The sequence below is a fragment of the Brevundimonas sp. NIBR11 genome (assembly GCF_027912535.1).
Classification (GTDB): Bacteria; Pseudomonadota; Alphaproteobacteria; order Caulobacterales; family Caulobacteraceae; genus Brevundimonas.
The window spans coordinates 216,828-238,450 of record NZ_CP115465.1 but is presented as its reverse complement, the minus strand read 5'-3'; the positions used below and the strand labels follow the sequence as shown (position 1 = coordinate 238,450).

The 21,623-nt window shown below is 65.7% G+C and carries 21 protein-coding genes; 12 read left to right on the top strand and 9 right to left on the bottom strand.

Translation table 11 applies throughout. The annotated features are described in order from the left end of the window. Positions 1-90: 90 nt before the first annotated feature. The 3 genes from O5O43_RS01150 (at position 91) to O5O43_RS01140 (ending at position 6,994) form a co-directional block, all read left to right on the top strand. A complete protein-coding gene (locus O5O43_RS01150) occupies positions 91-3,189 on the top strand; it encodes a DNA methyltransferase (RefSeq protein ID WP_271085095.1) in 3,099 nt (1,032 codons plus the stop codon). 94 nt (positions 3,190-3,283) lie between these two features. After that, a complete protein-coding gene (gene uvrB, locus O5O43_RS01145) occupies positions 3,284-5,641 on the top strand; it encodes an excinuclease ABC subunit UvrB (RefSeq protein ID WP_271085094.1) in 2,358 nt (785 codons plus the stop codon). Between the two features lie 42 nt (positions 5,642-5,683). Continuing rightward, complete coding sequence (locus O5O43_RS01140) at positions 5,684-6,994, top strand: DNA cytosine methyltransferase (protein WP_271085093.1); 1,311 nt, start codon at positions 5,684-5,686, stop codon at positions 6,992-6,994. Here the strand turns inward: O5O43_RS01140 and O5O43_RS01135 are convergent. Together O5O43_RS01135 and O5O43_RS01130 are read right to left on the bottom strand one after the other, a co-directional pair. Further along, the gene (locus O5O43_RS01135) at positions 6,991-7,758 is read right to left on the bottom strand and encodes a hypothetical protein (protein WP_271085092.1); all 768 of its coding nucleotides are present in this window, start codon (positions 7,756-7,758) and stop codon (positions 6,991-6,993) included. The genes O5O43_RS01140 and O5O43_RS01135 overlap by 4 nt on opposite strands. 4 nt (positions 7,759-7,762) lie before the next feature. Beyond that, positions 7,763-8,005 (bottom strand): helix-turn-helix transcriptional regulator, encoded by a 243-nt coding sequence (locus tag O5O43_RS01130; protein WP_271085091.1) that lies wholly within the window; start codon positions 8,003-8,005, stop codon positions 7,763-7,765. Between the two features lie 124 nt (positions 8,006-8,129). On the opposite strand from O5O43_RS01130, the gene O5O43_RS01125 reads away from it, so the two are divergent. From O5O43_RS01125 to O5O43_RS01115, 3 genes are all read left to right on the top strand, one after another. Then, positions 8,130-8,615 (top strand): DUF305 domain-containing protein, encoded by a 486-nt coding sequence (locus O5O43_RS01125; protein WP_271085090.1) that lies wholly within the window; start codon positions 8,130-8,132, stop codon positions 8,613-8,615. A 322-nt stretch (positions 8,616-8,937) separates the two neighbouring features. Beyond that, positions 8,938-9,327 carry a hypothetical protein gene (locus O5O43_RS01120; protein WP_271085089.1) on the top strand — a complete coding sequence of 130 codons (390 nt, stop codon included), beginning with the start codon at positions 8,938-8,940 and terminating at the stop codon, positions 9,325-9,327. Positions 9,328-9,353: 26 nt separating this feature from the next. Beyond that, positions 9,354-9,905 (top strand): hypothetical protein, encoded by a 552-nt coding sequence (locus O5O43_RS01115; RefSeq protein ID WP_271085088.1) that lies wholly within the window; start codon positions 9,354-9,356, stop codon positions 9,903-9,905. Positions 9,906-10,099: 194 nt separating this feature from the next. Here O5O43_RS01115 and O5O43_RS01110 read toward each other — a convergent pair whose 3' ends face one another. Next, the gene (locus O5O43_RS01110; RefSeq protein ID WP_271085087.1) at positions 10,100-10,804 is read right to left on the bottom strand and encodes a DsbA family oxidoreductase; all 705 of its coding nucleotides are present in this window, start codon (positions 10,802-10,804) and stop codon (positions 10,100-10,102) included. Positions 10,805-10,869: 65 nt separating this feature from the next. Between O5O43_RS01110 and O5O43_RS01105 the strand changes: the two genes are divergently transcribed. Beyond that, positions 10,870-11,400 (top strand): hypothetical protein, encoded by a 531-nt coding sequence (locus O5O43_RS01105; RefSeq protein WP_271085086.1) that lies wholly within the window; start codon positions 10,870-10,872, stop codon positions 11,398-11,400. Between the two features lie 47 nt (positions 11,401-11,447). Then, a complete protein-coding gene (locus tag O5O43_RS01100; protein WP_271085085.1) occupies positions 11,448-11,849 on the top strand; it encodes a hypothetical protein in 402 nt (133 codons plus the stop codon). 4 nt (positions 11,850-11,853) lie between these two features. Here O5O43_RS01100 and O5O43_RS01095 read toward each other — a convergent pair whose 3' ends face one another. From O5O43_RS01095 to O5O43_RS01075, 5 genes are all read right to left on the bottom strand, one after another. Beyond that, positions 11,854-12,750, bottom strand: a complete 897-nt coding sequence (locus O5O43_RS01095; RefSeq protein ID WP_271085084.1) for a hypothetical protein — start codon at positions 12,748-12,750, stop codon at positions 11,854-11,856. 201 nt (positions 12,751-12,951) lie between these two features. Beyond that, positions 12,952-13,719, bottom strand: a complete 768-nt coding sequence (locus tag O5O43_RS01090) for an ABC transporter permease (protein WP_271085083.1) — start codon at positions 13,717-13,719, stop codon at positions 12,952-12,954. Beyond that, positions 13,719-14,669: an ABC transporter ATP-binding protein gene (locus O5O43_RS01085; protein ID WP_271085082.1), complete on the bottom strand. Its 951-nt coding sequence runs from the start codon at positions 14,667-14,669 to the stop codon at positions 13,719-13,721. The genes O5O43_RS01090 and O5O43_RS01085 overlap by 1 nt, the downstream gene beginning before the upstream one ends. A gap of 175 nt (positions 14,670-14,844) precedes the next feature. Next, positions 14,845-15,393: a L,D-transpeptidase gene (locus tag O5O43_RS01080; protein ID WP_271085081.1), complete on the bottom strand. Its 549-nt coding sequence runs from the start codon at positions 15,391-15,393 to the stop codon at positions 14,845-14,847. A gap of 140 nt (positions 15,394-15,533) precedes the next feature. Next, positions 15,534-16,178 (bottom strand): hypothetical protein, encoded by a 645-nt coding sequence (locus O5O43_RS01075; RefSeq protein WP_271085080.1) that lies wholly within the window; start codon positions 16,176-16,178, stop codon positions 15,534-15,536. A gap of 225 nt (positions 16,179-16,403) precedes the next feature. Here O5O43_RS01075 and O5O43_RS01070 point away from each other — a divergent pair, with 225 nt between their 5' ends. Continuing rightward, a complete protein-coding gene (locus tag O5O43_RS01070) occupies positions 16,404-18,014 on the top strand; it encodes an NAD(P)/FAD-dependent oxidoreductase (RefSeq protein ID WP_271085079.1) in 1,611 nt (536 codons plus the stop codon). Positions 18,015-18,033: 19 nt separating this feature from the next. Here O5O43_RS01070 and O5O43_RS01065 read toward each other — a convergent pair whose 3' ends face one another. After that, positions 18,034-18,612, bottom strand: coding sequence for a hypothetical protein (locus tag O5O43_RS01065; RefSeq protein ID WP_271085078.1), 579 nt, complete (start codon positions 18,610-18,612; stop codon positions 18,034-18,036). Between the two features lie 123 nt (positions 18,613-18,735). Between O5O43_RS01065 and O5O43_RS01060 the strand changes: the two genes are divergently transcribed. The 3 genes from O5O43_RS01060 to O5O43_RS01050 all read left to right on the top strand — a co-directional run bounded on the left by O5O43_RS01060 (position 18,736) and on the right by O5O43_RS01050 (position 21,576). After that, positions 18,736-19,629 carry a DUF1206 domain-containing protein gene (locus tag O5O43_RS01060; RefSeq protein ID WP_271085077.1) on the top strand — a complete coding sequence of 298 codons (894 nt, stop codon included), beginning with the start codon at positions 18,736-18,738 and terminating at the stop codon, positions 19,627-19,629. 65 nt (positions 19,630-19,694) lie between these two features. Continuing rightward, complete coding sequence (locus O5O43_RS01055; RefSeq protein WP_271085076.1) at positions 19,695-20,246, top strand: lipocalin family protein; 552 nt, start codon at positions 19,695-19,697, stop codon at positions 20,244-20,246. Between the two features lie 10 nt (positions 20,247-20,256). Beyond that, positions 20,257-21,576 (top strand): sorbosone dehydrogenase family protein, encoded by a 1,320-nt coding sequence (locus O5O43_RS01050; RefSeq protein ID WP_271085075.1) that lies wholly within the window; start codon positions 20,257-20,259, stop codon positions 21,574-21,576. Positions 21,577-21,623 lie beyond the last annotated feature (47 nt).

Genomic DNA, 21,623 nt, shown 5'->3' with positions numbered 1-21,623 from the left:
GCAACCCTGGTCGACCCTTGCGAAAGTCGGCTTGGCAACACCCTTGGGTTGTGTTTGAATTCCCAATATACATCTTTACGGGGAAATCGGATGACCGACTTCGTGGGTGAGTGGAGCGCGCGTAGGGGTGTAACCGAGCAGAGCCATGCGCAGTCGTACCTGAAAGACCTGATGGGTTTCCTCGGCGTCGACGCTCCGCGTCCGCCCCTGCGCGGGGCACAAGCCGAAGACTTCGGGTTCGAGCACACCGTTCGGTCGGCATTCGATGGGCCGGGCCAGACCAAGCGCATCGATCTCTACAAACGCGATTGCTTCATCCTGGAAGCGAAGGCGACGGGAGACCACCGGAGGGCGCTCGATCTTTTCAGGCGACGCGCCGAAGACTCTACCGGACCCGCGGCGGTCATCCAGCGCGGCTGGGAAGCCGACATGCTGGCGGCGCGCAAGCAGGCGCAAGGCTACGTCTTCCAGTTGCCCCCGGAGCACGCCGCCCCGCCCTTCCTTCTGATCTGCGACCTCGCCCATGGTTTCGAGGTCTGGGCGGATTTCTCGGGCACCGGCCGGGGTTACGCCCCGTTTCCAGACCGCGAGCATTATCGCTTCGCTCACGAGGACCTGGCGGGCGCCGATATCCAGGCGCGTCTTCACGCCATCTGGACCAGACCCCGGACGCTTGATCCAAGCCGGGAGGCCGCTCGGGTCACGCGGATCATCGCCAAAGACCTGTCGGAAATCTCACGTCGCCTAGAGGGCGATGGTCATTCTCCCGAAGAGGCCGCCCAGTTCATCCTTCGCTGCATTTTCACGATGTTCGCCGCCGATGTGGGCCTCATATCCAAGAGCGACCTCATCGAACTTCTCGAAGACAGCGTCCATTCGCCGAGGCGGTTTCCGTCCATGCTGACGGACCTCTGGAAGCGGCTCGACATGAGTGAACCTTGGCAGAGGCACGCGGGATCATTCACGCATCCTCTCCCGCACATCGACGGCGGCGCGCAGGAGTTTCGAGAAGCCTTGCCGCTGGAAGCAAGCGAGTTGCGACTTTTGATCAAGGCAGCGAAGGCCAAGTGGAGCCAGGTAGAGCCGGCGATTTTCGGGTCGCTTCTGGAACAGGCGCTCAGCCCGGATGAGCGCCGGCGACTGGGCGCACACTACACACCGCGACGTTATGTCGAGACTGTGGTCGAGAAGACGGTCATGGAGCCGCTTTGGGAGTCGTGGGAAGCGGTCAGGACCAGGATCGACGCCGCGCGTGACACCGACCGCGACAAGGCCATCCGCATGGCCAGGACCTTTCACTCGAAATTGTGCCGGATCCGCGTACTGGACCCGGCGTGTGGAACGGGCAACTTCCTCTATGTCTGCCTCGAGCGCATGAAGCGGTTGGAGGCCGAGGTCGCTGAGACCCTGGGCCAACTCGGCGCGCCCATTGCAGACACCGCGATCTCGGTCGATCCCCGGCAGTTTTTTGGCCTGGACAAGAACCCACAGGCCGTCGGCATCGCGAAGCTGATGCTTTGGATCGGCTGGCTGCAGCAGCATTACAGGCTCCGAGACGACCCTCCCAATGACAGGGCGCTAGCGTCACGAGCCAATATTCTTCATCAGGACGCTGTCCTGGGCTGGGATGGCGCGCCCGTCGCCCGGTTCGGACGCACGGCGAACGGAGCCGATTTTCACTGGCCCAATCCCCACCGACCGGATTGGCCCAAGGCGGACTTCATCATAAGCAATCCGCCCTTCATGGGCGGCAAGGAGCTCCGCTCGCGACTCGACCCCGGATATGCTGACGCACTCTGGTCGGTGAACCCACACATCGACCGGAGCGCCGATCTGGTCATGTACTGGTGGGATCGCGCCGCCGAAATCCTGGCCCGGCCACGGACCCGTCTGAAGCGGTTTGGCTTCGTCACCACCAACTCGATCGGCCAGATCTTTCAGCGGCGCACAGTGGAAAGACGGCTGATCGGCGATCGACCGATCAGCCTCGTGCACGCCATACCGGACCACCCGTGGACGAGGGCGACCCGAGACAGCGCGGCGGTGCGCATCGCCGTCACGGTCGCCGAGTCGGGTCGCAAGGATGGCGTGCTGACGACCGTGGCGAGCGAAGCCGATCTCGAAACCGATACGCCCATCGTGACCACCGTTTCGACCCAGGGTCGGATCGGCGCCGATTTGACCCTGAACGAAGGTTGCGCCGAGGCCGCTCCTCTTCGCGGAAACAAGGGACGCTGCTTCCCGGGCATGAAACTACACGGCTCGGGCTTCGTGATCACGGAGGCGCAGAAGGAGGCTTTGGGTCAGGGAAGACGACCGAAACTCTCCGACCAACTGCGCCGCTATCGCAGCGGTCGCGACCTGAATGGTCGTTCGCGCGATGCCTGGGTCATCGACCTGCACGGGCTCGAACTCGACGAGGTGGCTGAGCGGTTCCCGGAAATTTACGAACATCTCGCGAGCACCGTCCTGGAGGCGCGTCTCACACAGCGCGACGCTTCCCCGACAGCGGACGCCCGAGCCTACGCAGATCGCTGGTGGCTGTTCGGAAAGCCCCGCCCGGAACTCAGAGCCGCGCTCAAAGGCCTGTCCCGCTATATCGTCACCTCGGAGACGGCCAAGCATCGCACGTTCCGGTTCCTGGACGCCGACATCGCGCCGGACAACACCTTGATCTGCATAGCGGACGAGGATGCCGCGACGCTCGCCCTTCTCTCCAGCAGACCCCATGCCGTCTGGTCCGCAGCGCGTGGCGGCCGGCTGGAAGATCGCCCGCGCTACACCAAGACCGCCTGCTTCGACCCCTTCCCGTTCCCCGCGCCTGACGAGCCGACGCGAGCCGCGCTTCGGGACGCGGGCGAGAGGTTGGAGGAGTACCGGCGACGCGCCCTGGAGGAGAACCCGACCCTGACGCTGACCGGGCTCTACAATCTCCTGGGGGCGCAGCGGAGCGGCCGGGTTTTCACCGCCGAGCAGAACGATACGGCTCGACGCGCGCATCTCCTGCGGTTACGCCATCTCCACGACACGATCGACCGGCTCGCAGCCCAGGCCTATGGCTGGCCTCCTGCCCAGAGTGACGCCGAAATCCTGGCCGCCTTGATCGCGCTGAATCGGGTTCAGGCGAACGAGGAGCAGATCCAGCGCCGGCCCGCGTCGCCCGCTCACGCTGTCAAGAAGGCCGCCTAGGGACAGACTTCCCGCCACCCTGCTGTCAGCATCCGCACCCGCCCGGCCGCGCGTTGATCTGGCGTCCCCGCCGCGCGCGACCTATCTTCCGTTCATGAACCGTTCCTCCACGCCGAAGGGCTCGGCCCCCGTCATCAAGAAGCCGGTCCACATTCCCAACCAGGGGGTGGCGGAGGCCCCGTCCGCCTTCCTGCGCGACGATAACGCCCCCCTGCCCAAGGCCATGGCGAACATGCCCATGTTCGCCCCCGTCACCGGCCCGCGCCTGACGCCTGAGGAGGCCCCCGGCAAGCCCGACGACTGGGTCCCGCACCGCCCGTCGCACGACGGCAAGAAGAAGAGCGGCAAGTTCCGGCTGGAGACCAGCTACACCCCCGCCGGCGACCAGCCCGCCGCCATCGCCGAACTGGTCGCCCAGGCCGAGGCCGGCGACAGGGACCAGGTTCTGCTGGGCGTCACCGGCTCGGGCAAGACCTTCACCATGGCCAAGGTCATCGAACAGACCCAGCGGCCCGCACTTATACTTGCCCCAAACAAAACACTAGCGGCGCAACTATACTCCGAATTTAAATCGTTCTTTCCCGATAATGCGGTCGAATACTTCGTAAGCTACTATGATTACTACCAGCCTGAAGCATACGTTCCTAGAACTGATACATATATAGAGAAGGACTCCAGCATAAACGAGCAGATCGACCGGATGCGGCATTCGGCGACGCGGTCGATTCTGGAGCGGGACGATGTGATCGTGATCGCGTCGGTCAGCTGCATCTACGGCATCGGGTCGGTGGAGACCTATACGGCGATGACCTTCGACCTGAAGGTCGGGGACCAGATCGATGAGGGCAAACTCAGGGCCGATCTGATCGCGCTGCAGTACAAGCGGAACGATGCGGCGTTCGAGCGGGGCATGTTCCGGAAGCGCGGCGACACGGTCGAAATCTTCCCCGTGCACCAAGAGGACCGGGCCTGGCGCGTCAGCCTGTTCGGCGACGAGATCGAGTCCATCCAGGAGTTCGACCCCCTCACCGGCAAGAAGACGAACGATCTGAAGGAGATCACCGTCTACGCCGCCTCCCACTACGTCACGCCCCGGCCGACGCTGAACCAGGCCCTCCACGGCATCCGCGCCGAGCTCAAGGAGACGCTCGACTGGATGGTCGAGAACGGCAAGCTGCTGGAGGCCCAGCGGCTGGAGCAACGCGTCCGCTTCGACCTGGAGATGATGGAGGCGACCGGCTCCTGCGCCGGGATCGAGAACTATTCCCGCTGGCTGACCGGCCGCGCGCCGGGCGAGCCGCCGCCGACCTTCTTCGAATACATCCCCGACAACGCCCTGCTGTTCGTGGACGAGAGCCACGTCACCATCGGCCAGATCAACGGCATGTTCCGGGGCGACTACCGCCGCAAGTCGACCCTGGCGGAATACGGCTTCCGCCTGCCGTCCTGCATCGACAACCGCCCGCTCAAGTTCGACGAATGGGAGGCGATGCGGCCCCAGACCATCCACGTCTCGGCCACGCCCCAGACCTGGGAGATGGAACAGGCGGGCGGCGTCTTCGTCGAACAGGTCATCCGCCCGACCGGCCTGATCGACCCCCCGGTCGAGATCCGCCCCGTTAGCGGCACGACCCGCAACCAGGTCGACGACGTCATCGACGAGGTCAAACAGACGGCCCGCAACGGCTACCGTTCGCTGGTCACCGTCCTGACCAAGAAGATGGCCGAGGACCTGACCGAATACATGCACGAACAGGGCGTCCGCGTCCGCTACATGCACTCCGACGTCGACACCATGGAGCGGATCGAGATCATCCGCGACCTGCGCCTGGGCACGTTCGACGTCCTGATCGGCATCAACCTGCTGCGCGAGGGTCTGGACATCCCCGAGTGCGGCCTGGTCGCCATCCTCGATGCGGACAAGGAGGGCTTCCTGCGCTCCGAGACCTCGCTGATCCAGACCATCGGCCGCGCGGCCCGCAACGTCGACGGCCGCGTCATCCTCTACGCCGACCGCATGACCGGCTCGATGGAGCGCGCCATCGCCGAGACCAACCGACGCCGCGAACGGCAGGAGGCGTACAACGCCGAACACGGCATCACGCCCGAGAGCGTGAAGCGCGACATCAAGGAAATCCTCGACAGCCCCTACGAGAAGGACCGCGTCCTGATCCCCACGGGCGTCAAGGAAGAGAGCCGCCCCTTCATCGGCAACAATTTCCAGGCCGCCCTGCGCGACATGGAGGCCAAGATGCGCGAGGCCGCCTCCAACCTCGAGTTCGAGGAAGCCGGTCGCCTCCGCGACGAGATCAAACGGCTGAAACTGCTCGACCTGGAGTTTGCCAACGAGGTGCTGACCGGGGATGGGCAGGACGTGGATGCGTCAGCGCCGAAGCGGTGGCGGAAGGAGGCTCAGGCGGAGGCGCAGGAGCGGTTTAGGAAGGGGCGGTAGAGTATCCGTTGACACTCGCGTTGCAGGATATATTCTACAGCGATGACCGAATCGCTGACCGCCGTAAGCCTGTTTTGCTCTGGGGGAATCGGCGATATCGCGCTTCACGCCGCCGGTGCACAGACCATTGTTGCCAATGAAATCCTGAGCGAACGCGCGGCGCTTTTTGAGACGAACTTTCCGGCGGCGACGCTCATAAAGGGCGATATCTGGAAGGTCAGAGACCAAATCGTCTCAACGACGACCGACCGGCTCAATGGGCGGGAGCTCGACATCGTGTTTGCCACGCCACCGTGTCAGGGGATGTCGAAGAATGGGCGCGGCAAGTTGCTTCAGGGCGTTCGTGCTGGACTGAAACCCGAGCTTGATGTCCGAAATCAGCTAGTTCTGCCAATGCTCGACGTCGTCGTTGCCCTTCTGCCCAAGGTTCTGGTGGTGGAAAATGTTCCGGAGATGGAGCAAACGATCGTTCGCTCAGCCGATGGCCGCTACATTGGGCTGCTTGAGTTGATCGAGGAAACTCTCGCGCCACTTGGATATCTGGGTCGTTCGGCCGTCGTCGAGTTCGCGGACTATGGCGTACCTCAAAGACGGCAACGCCTGATCACCCTCTTCTCGCGCGTATTGAATGTTCAAGCCGCTCTTCTAGCCAACCGCTGGCTTCCCGAACCAAGCCACGCTAGGCGCCCCAGCTTGCTTGAAAAACCCTGGATTACAGTCGAGCAGACGATTGGTCACCTGCCTGCGCTGGACGCTGGCAAGCCGGAGACCGCCGTCTCAGACATCCCCCTGCATCGCGTGCCTTTGTTGGATGAGAGCAAATATTTTTGGGTTTCGAACACACCTCCCGGTGGAGGCGCTTTTGACAACCAATGCGTCAACCCAGAATGCGGTTACGACGGTAACCCCACGCATGGCAACCTTCGCAGCAAAGAGGGGATCAATCAGGCCAGCAAAACTACGCCCGTACGATGTGGGAAATGCGGGACGCTGCTTCCTCGTCCGTGGGTCGTGAGAGGCGGCGAGCATCGGCTGATGTCCGGTTTCACCTCAGCTTACAAGCGAATGCGGGGGGACCTTCCCGCCAGCGCCCTGACGAGAAATCTGTCGTATGCTTGTAGCGACCAGAAGTTGCACCCAACGCAGCACCGAGTCTTGTCGCTGCATGAGGCCTGCCTGATCCATACTATCGATCAAGATCATTATGTATGGCGACGGTCGGATGGTGGTCGTGTTTCCGACAAGTTGATCCGTGAAGTCATAGGCGAAAGTATACCCCCGCTTGGACTAGAGGTTATCTTTAGTCACATTCTGCGTGTTGTGCAGATGGATACGATGCGCGCTGCGGCTTAGACGAATTTTGATGCGTTTCGCTTCTCAAAGAAGGCTTTGTATTCCGCGTCGTCTAGCATGATCACCCAATTATCGAACATCTTCCGCACTCCCGCACGCGTCATGATAGAAACAGAAGTTGTCCGGCCCCCGCCCTCCTTGGGCTGAACAATCTTGCCCCAGTCGTCACGCGTCAGGCTTTCGCAGTAAAAGACGGCGACGATTCGCGGGGCACCGTCGATGAAATCCCAAAATAAAGACATCAAGTTGTTTGTGTCTTGATGGTGAGCTTTCCAATCATATCCAACCAACATTTTTACTCTCTGCTGGCCAATATCAGGTTTAGTCAAACCGCGCTTCATCAGCGCGGCGGGTGTGGGGACAGATCCACAAGTCGCCTTGATTTCAACGCCACCGGTAGAAAACGGGCTGAATGGAGCTTTGTCTCTCAGGCGGTTGGTTAGCGTGTTGAAATGCTTTTGTCCCGGACCATCCATCAGCAGGAGATCAGGATAACCGTCCTGATGGGGATTCTTGAGGAAGGTATCGCCCGTTACTTTGATAACTGATGCGGCGAAAAGTTCGCCGATGAAGGCGCTAAGGTTGCGCATCCCCAGCAATGGAAAAAGATCAATGTCGAATGCTACGATCTGATCGATCAAGCGATGGGACATTTGTACGGCATCCCAGACGAAATCGGGCGACATTGAGAAATCTCGAGCGATGCGAAGCTGTCCTCGTTTTGTGTTGACCAGGTATCCTTTTCGCTCGAACGAATAAGTCACACCTTCATCTTTCTATCAAAGCAGTGAGTTCAATCAAAAGCTCGCTAGGATTGACGCCGAGGGCATCGGCAATCTTTGCCAGCGCCTCAATGGAGACGTTGCTTCGCTTGCGCTCAATTGAGGAGATGTAGGTCCGATCAAGTCCACATAGAGACGCGAGGTGCTCTTGGCTGAAGCCACGAGCCAAACGGTGCTCTCGAACGAGCTCGGAGATAGCCCCATTGAGTAGGTCTGCCGAATCAACCACGGGCTATCTTTAATCGTCCGCGACTGACATTCGACGGACTATAGTCGACAGCCTGCTCTGGTTTACGAAGTCTCGGGCCTCCCGCTGGCTGCTGGCCGTCATGCGGGCGGTGAAGGCGGCTGGAATGAGCTATCGCCGCTTCGCGGTCATGATCGCCGCCTCGACCGTCATCATGTTCGGGCTGATGTATCTGATCACCTATGCGCTGGAGCATGTGCGGTTCAGCCAGACTCGGATGTGGATGGCCCTGGTGATGGGGGCGGCGATGGCCGTCGTCATGCTGGGCTTCATGTGGGGCATGTACCGGGACCGGCGGCTGAACCTGATGATCCTGGCGGGCGCCGCCCTGGTCTTCGCCGGGAGCCTAGCCCTGGTCCGCAGCCAGAGGACGGTGGACGACGTCAGCTATGTGAAGGCGATGATCCCGCATCACTCCATCGCCATCATGACCAGCGAGCGCGCCCGCATCCGCGATCCGCGCGTGCGGGAGCTGGCCGACGGCATCGCGGCGACCCAGAGGCGCGAGATCGCGCAGATGGACGCCCTGATCGCCGATCTGGAGCGCAAACCGCCGTCGGACGGGGCACCGGTCCTGGCGCCCGCAAACTGACGGTCGCCATCCACAAGTGATGGAACAGAACAGGAACAAAATCCGTGCGCGGGTCGGCGGCCCGATCTAGGGTCCGGCCATGCCACACGATCCCGGGCCGCCCCTGCGGCTGCATGTCCGATGTCTGAGGCCCGCCTGCGGGCGGGAGGCTCTGGTCGAGCCTAGCGTCGTGTTCGCGCACGGGGTGGAGGGGTCCGCGGAGCGGCGGCCGGGGGCGAAGGTCACGCGCCGCTTCGTCTGTCGCTGCGGAGCACGGGCGCCGTCTGTGAGCTGGGTGCGGGGGCGGCCCCGGCCGGACAATCCCTGTGGGTGGCTGTAGGCCGTGCTGATCCAGGGACAGCATGGGGCGCCGGCGCCCGCGCGGCTGGTGACGCTGCAGGGGGCGAGGCTCAAGCGGATGACGCTGGTGCTGTGGTGCGAGCGGTGCCGGAGGCGGGCGCGGAAGGCCTGCGTCGACCTGCCCGAGGTCCGGCGCAACGTCTCGATCGGGGAGCTGTGGCTGACGGGGCGGTTCCGTTGCGGCGCGTGCGGCAAGCCGCCCCTGTCGCTGTCGGTCGTGACCGAGGGGGCGCTGAGGGTGACGGTGGAGCAGTGGAGCGTCGGCGAGCCGTTCGTGGCCGAGCGGCTGAGGCGGCACTGGCGGCACGATCCCTATGACCGGCGGGACTGGGCGGCGTGGTATGGGCGGACCGATCCCCACGTCCGCCCCTGACGCACCCCGGCCCTAGCCTGCGCGGCATGACCGACGCCGCCCCCACCCGCCGCAAGATTCGTCCCGAGGCCGTCTGGGCCGAGGCGCGCAAGGCGTGGGAGGATGGGGAGACGGCGCGGTCGGTGGCGAAACGCTATGATGTCGGGGTGCCGGCCCTGTGGAAGCGGCGCGAGGCGGAGGGGTGGAAGCGGCCGGATCCCGTCTATGGGCCCGTGGAGCCGGCGGAAGGGTGGTCGGGCTTCGCGGCGCGGGCCTGGGGCGACTTCGAGCGGAAGCTGTTCGAGGAGCAGCGGCTGGCCCGGGGGCTGGCGGCGTCGATGATGGGGGACCGGCCGGGGGAGGTTTCGCAGTGGCACATCCCCTTCGTCATGGCCTGGCGGGCCGAGCATCTGGGCGCCGAGGTCGCGGCGGCGGATCGCGAACGGTATCGGGACGAGGACTGGGCCGGGGCGGTCTGGGACGCCGAGGGGAATATGGGGTCCGTGCCGATGATGACGCTGAAGCTCGCGCGGCTGTTCGCGGCGGACTGGCGCAAGGAGCACGGGCTGCCGGAGGGCGTGGCGGAGGGGTGGCCGTGAACGGGTTCCTTCTCCCGGTGGGAGAAGGTGGCCGCGAAGCGGACGGATGAGGGTCGGGTCTGGCCTTCGGCGTAAGCCGTCGCAGGGACCGCGCCCCGCATCGACAGCCGACCCTCACCCTTTCGCGCCAGAACGACGGCTCTCGCCGCCGTGCGCTCAAGCCCTCTCCCAACGGGAGAGGGACAGAGGGACGTCTAGGCCGTAGCCGTGTGTTCCGAGGCGATCTTGCGCAGGGCTTCCTCGAAGACGGCGGCGGGCTGGCCGCCCGAGATCAGGTATTTGCCCTCGACCACCACGGCGGGGACGGAGTTGATGCCGCGCTGGCGCCACAGAGCCTGTTCGCGGCGGACGGCGTCGGCGTACAGGCCCGAGGCCAGGACCTCGCCCGCCTCGGCCCGGTCCAGGCCCGCGTCTTGCGCCGCGCGGGTCAGGACGCCGGCGTCGGTCAGGTTGTTCCCCTCGGTGAAATGGGTGCGGAACAGGGCCTCCTTGAGCGCCTTCTGGCGCTCGGCGCCCGCCGTTTCCCCCGCCCAGTAGATCAGGCGGTGGGCGTCGAAGGTGTTCCAGATGCGGGAGGTCTCATCCATCCGCATGTCGAAGGCCTTGCCCGCGATCGGGGCCCAGGCCTCGGCGGCGCGGGTCTTGATCATGGCGCGGTTGGCTGCGGATTGCTCGGGCGTGGCGCCGTATTTCGCGGCGATATGTTCGGAGACGTTCTCCCCTTCCCTGGCCATGTCGGGGTTCAGCTCGAACGGCTGGAAGGCGATCTCGGCGGTGATCCCTTCGGGCTTGAGCTTCTCGAGCGCCGTCTCCAGCCCGCCGAGACCGACGACGCACCAGGGGCAGACGACGTCCGAGACGAAGTCGATGTGAAGGGGCTTGGGCAGGGCTTCGGTCATGGCGTCGCTCCGTAACGGGTCGTGTTGCATATGGGACTTCGCGCGACCTGCGCTAGGGTGGCGCCATGCCTCCTCACTACGCCCGCATCCTCGCCACCTTCGTCTTCATGGCGGTCGCCGTCGGGGGGGCCGTCTGGCGCTTTTGGAAGCCGAAGCCGGAGCCGCTCTACGAAGAGCAGGTGATGCTGGACGAGGGGGTGCGGGCGCGGCTGCGGGCCCTGCGCGAGGAGGACAAGTTCTGGGCCGACGACACGATCGACCCGCCCTATCCGGGACCGAAGGGGCCGAAGAACCGGGCGACCCTGTCGGGCTGGGTCAACGGGGTCATCGACGACATCCTGAACGAGGACGACGGGCCGCTGGAGGCCTCGGACGTGGCGGGACGGATCGGCCTGGCCATCGGCGCGGCGTCGAAGCGGCCGCGTGCGGACCAGGACCGGCTGCACGGCTATCTGATCGAGATCTGGTACATCCTGGGCTACCGGTCGGCGACGGGGTATTTCCCGGCCTCGGATCGGGCGCCGGAGGGATGGGCCGAGCCCCTGCCGCCCGGCTGGACCGCGCCGGACCGGCCACGCTTGCTGACGGTGCGTTAACGGGTCGGGCGCAGGCTCGCTCCAGAGAAACGCCCAGGGAAGCCTGAATGTCCAGCATCATGACGTCCAGCAGCCGCCGCAGCCGGGACCATTTCGAGCCCTCGGACAGCGATCCGCAGGAGCAGCGCCGGCTGCGCGGCCATCTGGAACAGATCGACTACACCGCCTTCGTCTCGAACCGGGAGGTGATCCCGCAGGTTCTGGGGCTGGGTGCCAGCCACACCGAGCCGGCGGCCTTCCAGAGGCTGGCGGTGGCGGCGGCGACGGCGCGGGCGCGCTGGATCGCCGAGGCCCTAAGACTGGCGGAGGCCGGCTATTCCATCGGGCCGGGCGAGGCGCAGAAGCTCTCCGCCATGCGGCTGGCCTATGAGGAACTGTCGGAGGCCTATGAGGGCCTGCGTCGGATGGTCGAGCGGGGCTACCTGCCCTACCGCGCCCCGGAACGCTGACGCCCTAGTCCAGCGGCTGGGGCGCCGTGGCGACGGGCGCATCCGGGTTGGTCTGAGCGGGCGCGGCCGGGGTCGGCGGGTCGATCATTAGAGGCGCGGTCTGGATATAGGGCCGGGGGGCGCTGTCATTGGGCGGAGTGACCACGACGGGCGGAGCCGACATCGCAGGAGCCTGAGGGCGCGGCTGGGCCGTTGCGGGCGCGGTGACCGCAGGAGCGGCGGCGGGGACAGGTGCGGCCCGGACCGGAGCGCGATCCTCAACGACCGGCAGGCTTTCGGCGGCGGCGGGCTCCTCCACGAGCGGCTCGGCGCCCGCGACGAGGGGCGTGGGAGCCGGGGCGACCGGCTGGGGCGCCGGCAGGGTGGCCAGCCAGATGAAGCCGCAGGTCACGACGACGGCGGCGACGCCCGCGAGCATCAGCCAGCGATTGCCCTTGGCCACCTTCTGCATGGCCGCTCCGACGGAGGCGTACATGGCCGGAGTCACGACCACCGACGGCAGGCTGCGCGGCCTGGCGGCGGGCTTGGCCTCGGCGGACCGAAGCGGCGGCACGGTCACGGCGGGCTCGGCCGCTTCGGGCTCGATCACGATCTCCTGGGGGCGGGGCGCGGCGGCGGGCTCGGGCGCAGGTTCAGGCGCAGCGACGACCGGCTCCGGCTCTGGCTCCGGCTCCGGCTCCGGCTCCGGCTCCGCGACGACCACCGGCTCGGGCTCAGGTACAAGAGGGGCGGCGACGGGTTCGGCTTCGACAACGGCCTCGACGTCGATAGCCTCAACTTCAACAGGCGAAGCGACCTCGACCAATGCGACGACCTGCGTCTCGACCGGGGCGACGGGCTTGGCCGTGGGGATCATCGACCCGGTGAGGACGCCCGCGGATGCGCGCGCGGGGCGGGACATCGGCTTGGGTACAGGCTTATCGGCCCAGCCCCCGGTCGGCAGCGGGCCGACATGGAAGACCGGCTTCGGCGGACGTCCCCAGACGATCCGGCCCCGGGCGAAAGGCTCGGACGGGCGGTCTGTGGGCGGGGCTGAAGAGGACTCGGACGACATGGGAGGCGTCTTAGCCGCGAACGACGGAGGCGTCCAATGACAGACGGGTCAGGTCTTCAGACGGTAGCCCGTCTTGAACATCCAGCCGATCACCGCGAGGCAGGCCAGGAGGAAGCCGAAGGTGGCGACGAGGCTCCAGACGATCGGCACGTCGCCCTGTCCATAGAAACTCCAGCGGAATCCGGAAATCAGATAGACCACCGGGTTGAAGTGGGTGATCGTCCGCCACGGCTCCGGCAGCATGTGGATCGAGTAGAAGGAGCCGCCGAGGAAGGTCAGCGGGGTCACCACCAGCATCGGAATGAAGTTCAGTTGCTCGAAGCTCTGGGCCCAGATCCCGATGATGAAGCCGAACAGGCTGAAGGTCGTGGCGATCAGCACGAGGATGGCCAGCATCCAGACCGGGTGCAGGATCTGCAGCGGCACGAACAGGGAGGCCGTGGCCAGGATGATCAGGCCCAGCACCGCCGACTTGGTGGCGGCGGCGCCGACATAGGCCAGAACGATCTCGAACGGCGACACGGGCGCCGACAGCAGTTCGTAGATGGTGCCGGTGAATTTCGGGAAGTAGATGCCGAAGGAGGCGTTGAAGATCGACTGGGTGAACAGGCTCAGCATGATCAGACCGGGCACGATGAAGGCGCCGTAGGGGACGCCGTCGATCTCGGTCATGCGCGACCCGATGGCGGAGCCGAAGACGACGAAATAGAGGGCCGTCGTGATCACGGGGGTGACGATCGACTGCCACAGGGTGCGGATCGCCCGCGCCATCTCGAACTTGTAGATGGCCCAGACGCCATAGCCGTTGAAGGTCATCAGTTGGCTCCCGCCCGAATGTCCTGGGCCGGTTCGCGGTGAACCAGGCTGACGAAGATGTCCTCCAGAGAGCTCTGGCGGGTGTTCAGGTCCTTGAAGGCGATGCCGAGGTCCGACAGGCGGCGCAGCAGGGACGGCACCCCGGTCTTCTCGGCATTGGAGTCGAAGACGAACTCCAGCTCGTTGCCCTCGGCCTTGAGCTGGAGGTCCCATTCGGCCAGTTCGGGCGGAATGGCCCCCAGCGGATCCTGCAGGTTCAGCGTCAGAGTCTTCTTGCCCAGCTTCTTCATCAGCTCGGTCTTGTCCTCGACCAGGATCAGCTCGCCCTTGAGGATGACGCCCACACGGTCGGCCATCTCCTCGGCCTCCTCGATATAGTGGGTGGTCAGGATGATGGTGACGCCGCTCTCGCGCAGGCGCCGGACCAGGTTCCACATGTCGCGGCGCAGCTCGACATCGACGCCGGCGGTGGGCTCGTCGAGGAACAGGATGTCGGGCTCGTGGCTCAGCGCCTTGGCGATCATGACCCGGCGCTTCATGCCGCCGGACAGGGTCATGATCTTGGAGTCCTTCTTGTCCCACAGGCTGAGGTCGCGGAGAATCTGTTCGATGTAGGCGTCGTTCGGCGCCTTGCCGAACAGGCCACGGCTGAGGCGGACCGTGGCCAGCACGGTCTCGAAGGCGTCGGTGGTCAGTTCCTGCGGCACCAGGCCGATCTTCTGGCGGGCCTGACGATAGTTCTTCTGGATGTCGTGGCCGTCGGCCGTGACCGTGCCGGTCGAGGGGGTGACGATGCCGCAGACGATGGAGATCATCGTCGTCTTGCCCGCGCCGTTGGGGCCCAGAAGCGCGAAGATCTCGCCCTTGCCGATCTGAAGGTCGATGGGCTTCAGCGCCTGCAGCCCGGAGGCGTAGGTCTTTGAAAGCCCCTGAATGTCGATGACCGGCATGCGGCGTCCCTGACGGCCGAAGCGCCGTGGCGGCAATATGGCGACGTTCGGTCGCGGCTCAAGTCGCCGGAGGCGGCTAAGTCGCCAACTGCTGACATTTCCATCGCGAGAACGGACGCGGTTGATATCCGCAATGGATGGGAACAGCCCGTCGCCGTTGGTCAGGCGGACCTTGTCACACCCCGGGGAAGACCTCAGGCATCGAGCGCTGCTCGGGCAGTATGTAGACGATCCCCGTCGTGCCTCTGAAGGCCCGTGCGATGATGTCGTCGAAGAAGGCGGGCGGGACGTTCACGCAGCCGAAGGATATCCGGTTGTCATCAGGGGTCGGCGACGCCAGGCGCTCCAGACGACGATCGGCCGCCCGGCCCGTCACGACGGGGTGCAGCGAGAGCGCGCCGGCGTAGTCGATCCAGAGAATGCCCTTACCGCTCAGATTCTCGCCCAGTGAGGCGACGTACCGCCCCGACGGCGTGATGCGTTCGTCGGGGCGAATGGCCGACAGGGGGCGCTCGCCGATGTCGGGCGGCGCCACGTCGCCCCGGGCCAGACCCAGAAGGACCGGCGTGGACCCCAGCAGCAATCCGTCCCGGCTGAAGGCGAAGACCTCGGCATTGACCTTGTCGATGAGAACGAAGGGCGAGCCCTGATTGTCGCCGGTCTCGAGGACCCAGGACTTCAACTGCTGAACGGCGGGCGAGGCCCCCCGTTCGCCGACCCCCACCTGGCCCGGCGCTGGATACGGTCGGGCGGCGGCCGTGGAGGATACGGCCAGGAAAAACCCAAGAGCGAGTCCGGCGGTGCCGACCCCCGGCCGGAGCTTAGGGCTCCCGGCGGTCGATAGGCGGGTGTCGGCCTTCACAGTCAGTTGCGATCCTGTTTGGGCGGATAATATGGAAGGGACGGCAAAGACGGCGCGGGCGCCCTCGGCGGGGGGCCAGCGGCGTCGAGCATTGGCGGAGGCGTTTCGTAGACCGGCGCCGGGGCCTCACGAGGACCGACGTAGTCGGGCGTCGGCGACGAAGGCGCCGCGCGAGCGGCCAGCAGACGCATTCCATTGTCGTCCACCGGCTCGCACACCGTACCGTCGGGGCAGTCCGAGAAGTGAACCTCTGGCGGCTCGACCAGAATTTCCGACGGACGGACGACGACGTCCGGACGCTGGACGTAGATCTGGGCCGGCGCGATTCGGATCGGCGGCGCGTCGACATAGACGGGCGGACTGTCGATGTAGATCACCGGGGCGGCGACGTTGATCGGACGACCGATCACGCGAACGCCCGGGGCGGAGACGTGAATCGGCGCACCAGGGTTGTTGATCGGCGGGCCCCAGCCCCCCGGCCCGGGCCAACCGGCGCCGCCGCCGGTCCAGGGACCGTAGAAATCAACGACACGGGTGCACGAGCACGGCACGTCGCCATAGTGGGGCGCTTCGGGGCAGCCATGGCCGTCCGGGGCGGCAGCGCCCGAGATCAGCATGGCGGCGGCGATTGAAGTGATCGGATCCATTCAGTCAGCTACCCTCAAATGCCCCTGCGGGACTTCACCTTTCCCCCAGAAGGCGAACCTCGCGGGGAAGTCGGCAAATCGCCTGATCACGGTTATATTAACCATTTTCGACTGTCTAGCGCCAAGCCCAAGCTTGCGCCGACGTATTCGAGAGCCTGCGCGGAACCACGGCGGTCGCCGATCTTGCCGATGCGTTCCGCCTCACGAGCCGCTACAAGGCCGCGGATGTTGCGCCTGTCCGAAATCAAGCTGCCGCTCGACCATCCGCCCGAGGCCCTGCCCGCCGCGATCGCCGCCAAGCTGGGCGTGCCCGCGCACGGCCTGAAATCCTGGTCCGTGTGGAAGCGGGCGCATGATGCGCGCAAGAAGTCGGCGATCCTCAAGGTCTATATCCTCGACGTCGAGGTGGCGGACGAGGCGGCGGTGCTGGCGCGGTTCAGGGACGACCCGCATGTGAAACCGACCCCGAACGTCGCCTATCGGCATGTCGCGGTCGCGCCGAAGGATCACAGGTTGCGGCCGGTCGTGATCGGGGCTGGGCCATGCGGCCTGTTCGCCGGGCTTATCCTGGCGGAGATGGGATTCAAACCGATCATCCTGGACCGGGGCAAGGTGGTGCGGGAGCGCACGAAAGATACGTGGGAGCTATGGCGCAAGAGCAAGCTCCATCCCGAGTCGAACGTCCAGTTCGGCGAGGGCGGGGCCGGCACCTTCTCCGACGGCAAGCTCTACAGCCAGATCAAGGACCCGCGCTTCCTGGCCCGCAAGGTGCTGACCGAGTTCGTCGCGGCGGGCGCGCCGGAAGAGATTCTGACCGAGGCCCATCCGCACATCGGCACCTTCCGCCTGGTGACCATGGTCGAGGCCATGCGCGAGAAGATCGAGGCCCTGGGCGGCGAGTACCGGTTCGAGCATCGGGTCGTCGACATCGAACTCGACAAGGGCGCGATCCGGGGCGTGCGGCTGCACACCGGCGAGGTGCTGGAAGCGGACCATGTGGTCTTCGCCATCGGCCATTCGTCGCGCGACACCTTCCAGACCCTGTACGACCGGGGCGTCCATATCGAGGCCAAGCCCTTCTCGATCGGCTTCCGCATCGAGCATCCGCAGTCGTGGATCGACCGGGCCCTGTTCGGGCCGTGCGCGGGGCATCCCGATCTGGGGGCTGCGGCCTATTCCCTGTCGCACCACTGTTCGAACGGGCGGACGGTCTACAGTTTCTGCATGTGCCCGGGCGGGACGGTGGTGGCGGCGACCAGCGAGCCGGGCCGCGTCGTCACCAACGGCATGAGCCAGTATTCGCGCAACGAGCGGAACGCCAACTCCGGCTTCGTCGTCGGCATCTCGCCCGAGGACTATCCCAGCGACCATCCGCTGGCGGGGATCGAACTGCAGCGCGATCTCGAGACGCGCGCCTATGCGGCGGGCGGCGGCGACTATTTCGCGCCGGGCCAGCTGGTCGGCGACTTCCTGGCGGGGCGGGCCTCGACCGCGCTGGGGGAGGTCGAGCCCAGCTACAAGCCGGGGGTGCGGCCGACCGACCTGGCGCCCCTGATGCCCGACTATGTGATCGCCGCCATGCGCGAGGCCCTGCCCGTCTTCGGCCGCAAGATCCCCCGCTATGACGACGCCCAGGCCGTGCTGACGGGGGTGGAGACGCGCAGTTCCTCGCCCATCCGCATGACGCGCGGCGCCGACTTCCAGAGCCTGAACGTGCGCGGCCTGTTCCCCGCCGGCGAAGGCGCTGGCTACGCGGGCGGGATTCTCTCGGCGGCTGTCGATGGGATCAAGGTGGCGGAAGCGGTGGCGTTGTCGATGGTGGAAGTGACGGCGTAGTCGAGCGCCGCGACTCAACTCAGGCCCAGAGCCAGCGGGGGAAGGCCACATAGGCATAGTAGAAAAGCAGGATAACCAGCATCGCCAAATTAAGACGGCGATTTCGGTTCATCGCGACCACAAGACATGCGCCGATGAAGAACAGATTCATGAGCATCGCGGGGCTTGTGTAGCGGGCGAGCATCTCGGCGACCGTAGATCCCGTGAGCCAGGGCATCGCCTCGAAGGCGATCAGGCTGGCCGTGATGACGCCTCCCATGACCCACTGCTTGTGGGAGTCGAAATACGCGTCCAGATCCGGCCAGGCTTCGAAATCGTCCGGGAAAATCATTGCGGCAGCGACATGGTAACTCCCGGCGGCGACGAGACCCAGGACAAGCACGAACAGCCGGATGGGCACATCCTGCATCGCCCCCCAAGCCCCGATCCAGAAACTGGCGATGTCGATAAGAACGAAGACAGCCAACAGCGGCGACAACCATCCGATCCGAACACGCCTCCGCTGCTTCAGGGTGTTGGTGAAGCCGCTGAGGACGACAGCCACGGACAGTCCGAGGATAAGGCCGTAGAAACTGAAAAAGAACTCGAACGTGCTCACCCGCCCTCCCCCTACGCAATCACTTGTTTAGCCTATTGTTTGACCGCCGTTTTGTCAGCCGGTCTTTAGTTTGGAGCCATCCCGATCCTCCGGCGTTGAACGGCTCCGCTTGTTCGAGAGCCGATGACCGCCGCCCTGCCCGCCTTCGCCGAGAGACTGATCGACCGCGTCCGCAAGCGCCGGACCTGGCGCGACCGGTTTCCGCGTGTGCATGAGGCGCTGGAGGCGTCGTCGCGGTTCGGGCATGCGGCCAACGGCTTCGTCTATGTGTCCGTCGGGATCCTGATGCTGGCCTCGGCCATCGGGATGCGGGGTCAGGCGGTCGATCCGCATGGCGTTCTCTACGTCCTGGCCCAGCAGCCGTTCGGGCGGCTGTGGCTGATCCTGATCGGGGCGGGCCTGTGGGCCTTCGTCGGCTGGCGGGTGCTGCAGGCCGTGTTCGACATCGACCACGAGGGTTCGGACCTGAACGGCTGGGCCGTGCGAGCGACGCAGGCGACGAGCGGCGCGGCCTACGCCGTCCTGGCGTCGGGGGTGTTCGAACTGCTCGACGAGGTGCAGGCGAACATGGGCGCCGAGCAGTTGGCGGAAAACCAGGAGAAGGCCGCGATCCTTCTGGGCCTGCCGTTCGGCGGCGCCGTCCTGATGGTGATCGGTCTGATCATCGCGGGCGTCGGCATCGGCAACATCGTCATGGGGTTCGTCAACGATTTTGCAGCGACCCTGGTCTGTTCGAAGACTGTGTGCCGATGGGTGCTGCCGCTGGCGAGGGTCGGCTATGTCGCGCGCGGTCTGGCCTATCTGCCGTTGGCCCTGTTCGTGACCTTGGCGGGCTATCGGGCGTCCTCGGATCGGGTCGAGACCTTCGGCACGGCGCTTGAGGCGCTGGAGCGTCAGCCGGGCGGCGCGATCATGCTGGGAATGACCGCCGTCGGGCTGATCGCCTTCGGAGCCTACGCCTTCGTCGAGGCGCGCTTCCGCCGCATCCGAGTGCCGAAAGATCTCGAGGCGGGTTGATCCGCGCGTCCGGAGACGGAACCGCCGCCGTATCTATGATTTCCAATGTCGCGCGAGAGAAGCCCATGTCGATCCGAACCCCGATCCTCGCCGCTGCGGCGGTCCTCGGCCTCAGTCTCGCACTGGGCGCCTGCGCCACCTCCGTTCCCGCCGACCAGGTGCGTGCGCCCCAGCCCGCGCGAGCGGTCGATCTGGAGCGGTTCTATACCGGCCGCTGGCTGGAGATCGCCCGTTTGCCCATGCGCCTGACCGACGGCTGCGTTGCCGGGGCGACGACCTATGAGATCCAGTCGCCGACGCGAATCGGCGTGCGCGACACCTGCCAGCGCGATACGCCGCAGGGCTCGGAGAAGGCCATCGGAGCGTCAGGGACGATCCTCGACCCCGGCTTCAACGCAAAGCTCCGCGCCCGGTATCTGGCCGGCCTGATTACCTGGGAATACTGGGTGCTGGACCACGCCGAGGACTACAGCTGGTTCATCTCCGCCGATCCGAAGTTCGAGAAGCTGTGGATCTACACCCGAGAGGTTCCCAGCGACGCCGAACGCGCGGCCCTGGTCGAGCGCGCTCGGGCCCTTGGATACGATGTCAGCCGCCTTGAGTTCCCCGCCTTCTAAGGACGCCTCGATGAAGACCCGTTTCGCCCTGCTCGCGGTCTCGACCGCCGCCCTGACCCTGGCCGCCTGCGGCAACGGGCCGTTGGCGCCCGAGGGATCGACATTCGGCCCCAGCCCGACCCTTGTCGCGCCCCACACGCGACCGATCACCCCGACCGTGAATATCGCGCCAGCCGTCGGCTGGCCCAGCGGGGTCATGCCCGCTGCGCCACAGGGCTTCCGCGTCCAGGCCTTCGCGACAGGCCTCGATCACCCCCGGTGGCTGTATCGTCTCCCCAACGGCGACATCCTGGTGGCGGAGACCAACGCCCCGCCCAAGCCTCCCGGCAAGTCCGGCGGCATCCGCGGCTGGATCATGGGACTGGTGCAGAAGCGCGCCGGCGCCGCCCCGCCCAGCCCCAACCGCATCATCCTTCTGCGCGACGCGGATGGCGACGGGACGGCGGAGACGAAATCGACCTTCCTCGAGAACCTGAGCTCGCCGTTCGGCATGGCCTTGGTCGGGGATCGGTTGTTCGTAGCGAACGCCGATGCGGTCGTGGCCTTCCCGTATCAGGCGGGCCAGACCTCAATCACGGCCCCTGCGACGAAGATCGCCGACCTGCCGGCCGGGCGGAACCATCACTGGACCAAGTCGCTGGTCGCCTCCGCCGACGGGACGAAACTCTACGTCGGCGTCGGGTCGAACTCGAACATCGGCGAGAACGGCATGGCCGAAGAGGAAGGCCGCGCCGCCATCCACGAGATCGATATCGCCACGGGCGCCCAGCGGATCTTCGCCTCGGGCCTGCGCAATCCGGTGGGACTGGCCTGGCAGCCGGACACCAAGGCCCTGTGGGTCGCGGTCAATGAGCGCGACGAACTGGGCAACGATCTGGTGCCTGACTACATGACCTCGGTGCGGGACGGCGGCTTCTATGGCTGGCCTTACAGCTACTACGGCCAGACCGTGGATGCGCGGGTGAAGCCGCAGGACCCGGCCAAGGTCGCCTCGGCGATAGCGCCCGACTATGCTCTCGGCGCCCACACGGCGTCCTTGGGCCTGACCTTCTATGAGGGAACCGCCTTCCCGCCCGCCTACAGCCACGGGGCCTTTGTGGGTCAGCATGGGTCCTGGAACCGCGAACCGCGCGCCGGATACAAGGTTGTCTTCGTGCCTTTCGCCAACGGCGTGCCGAACGGACCGCCGCAGGACTTCCTGACCGGTTTTGTCAATGCGAACGGCGACGCCATGGGCCGGCCCGTGGGGGTGCAGGTGGATCGCACGGGCGCCCTGCTCGTCGCCGACGATGTGGGCAATGTCATCTGGCGGGTCGCGCCGGCCCGGTGACGCGCAGCAAAAAGCCCCCGGTGTGAACCGGGGGCTATTGACTTCAG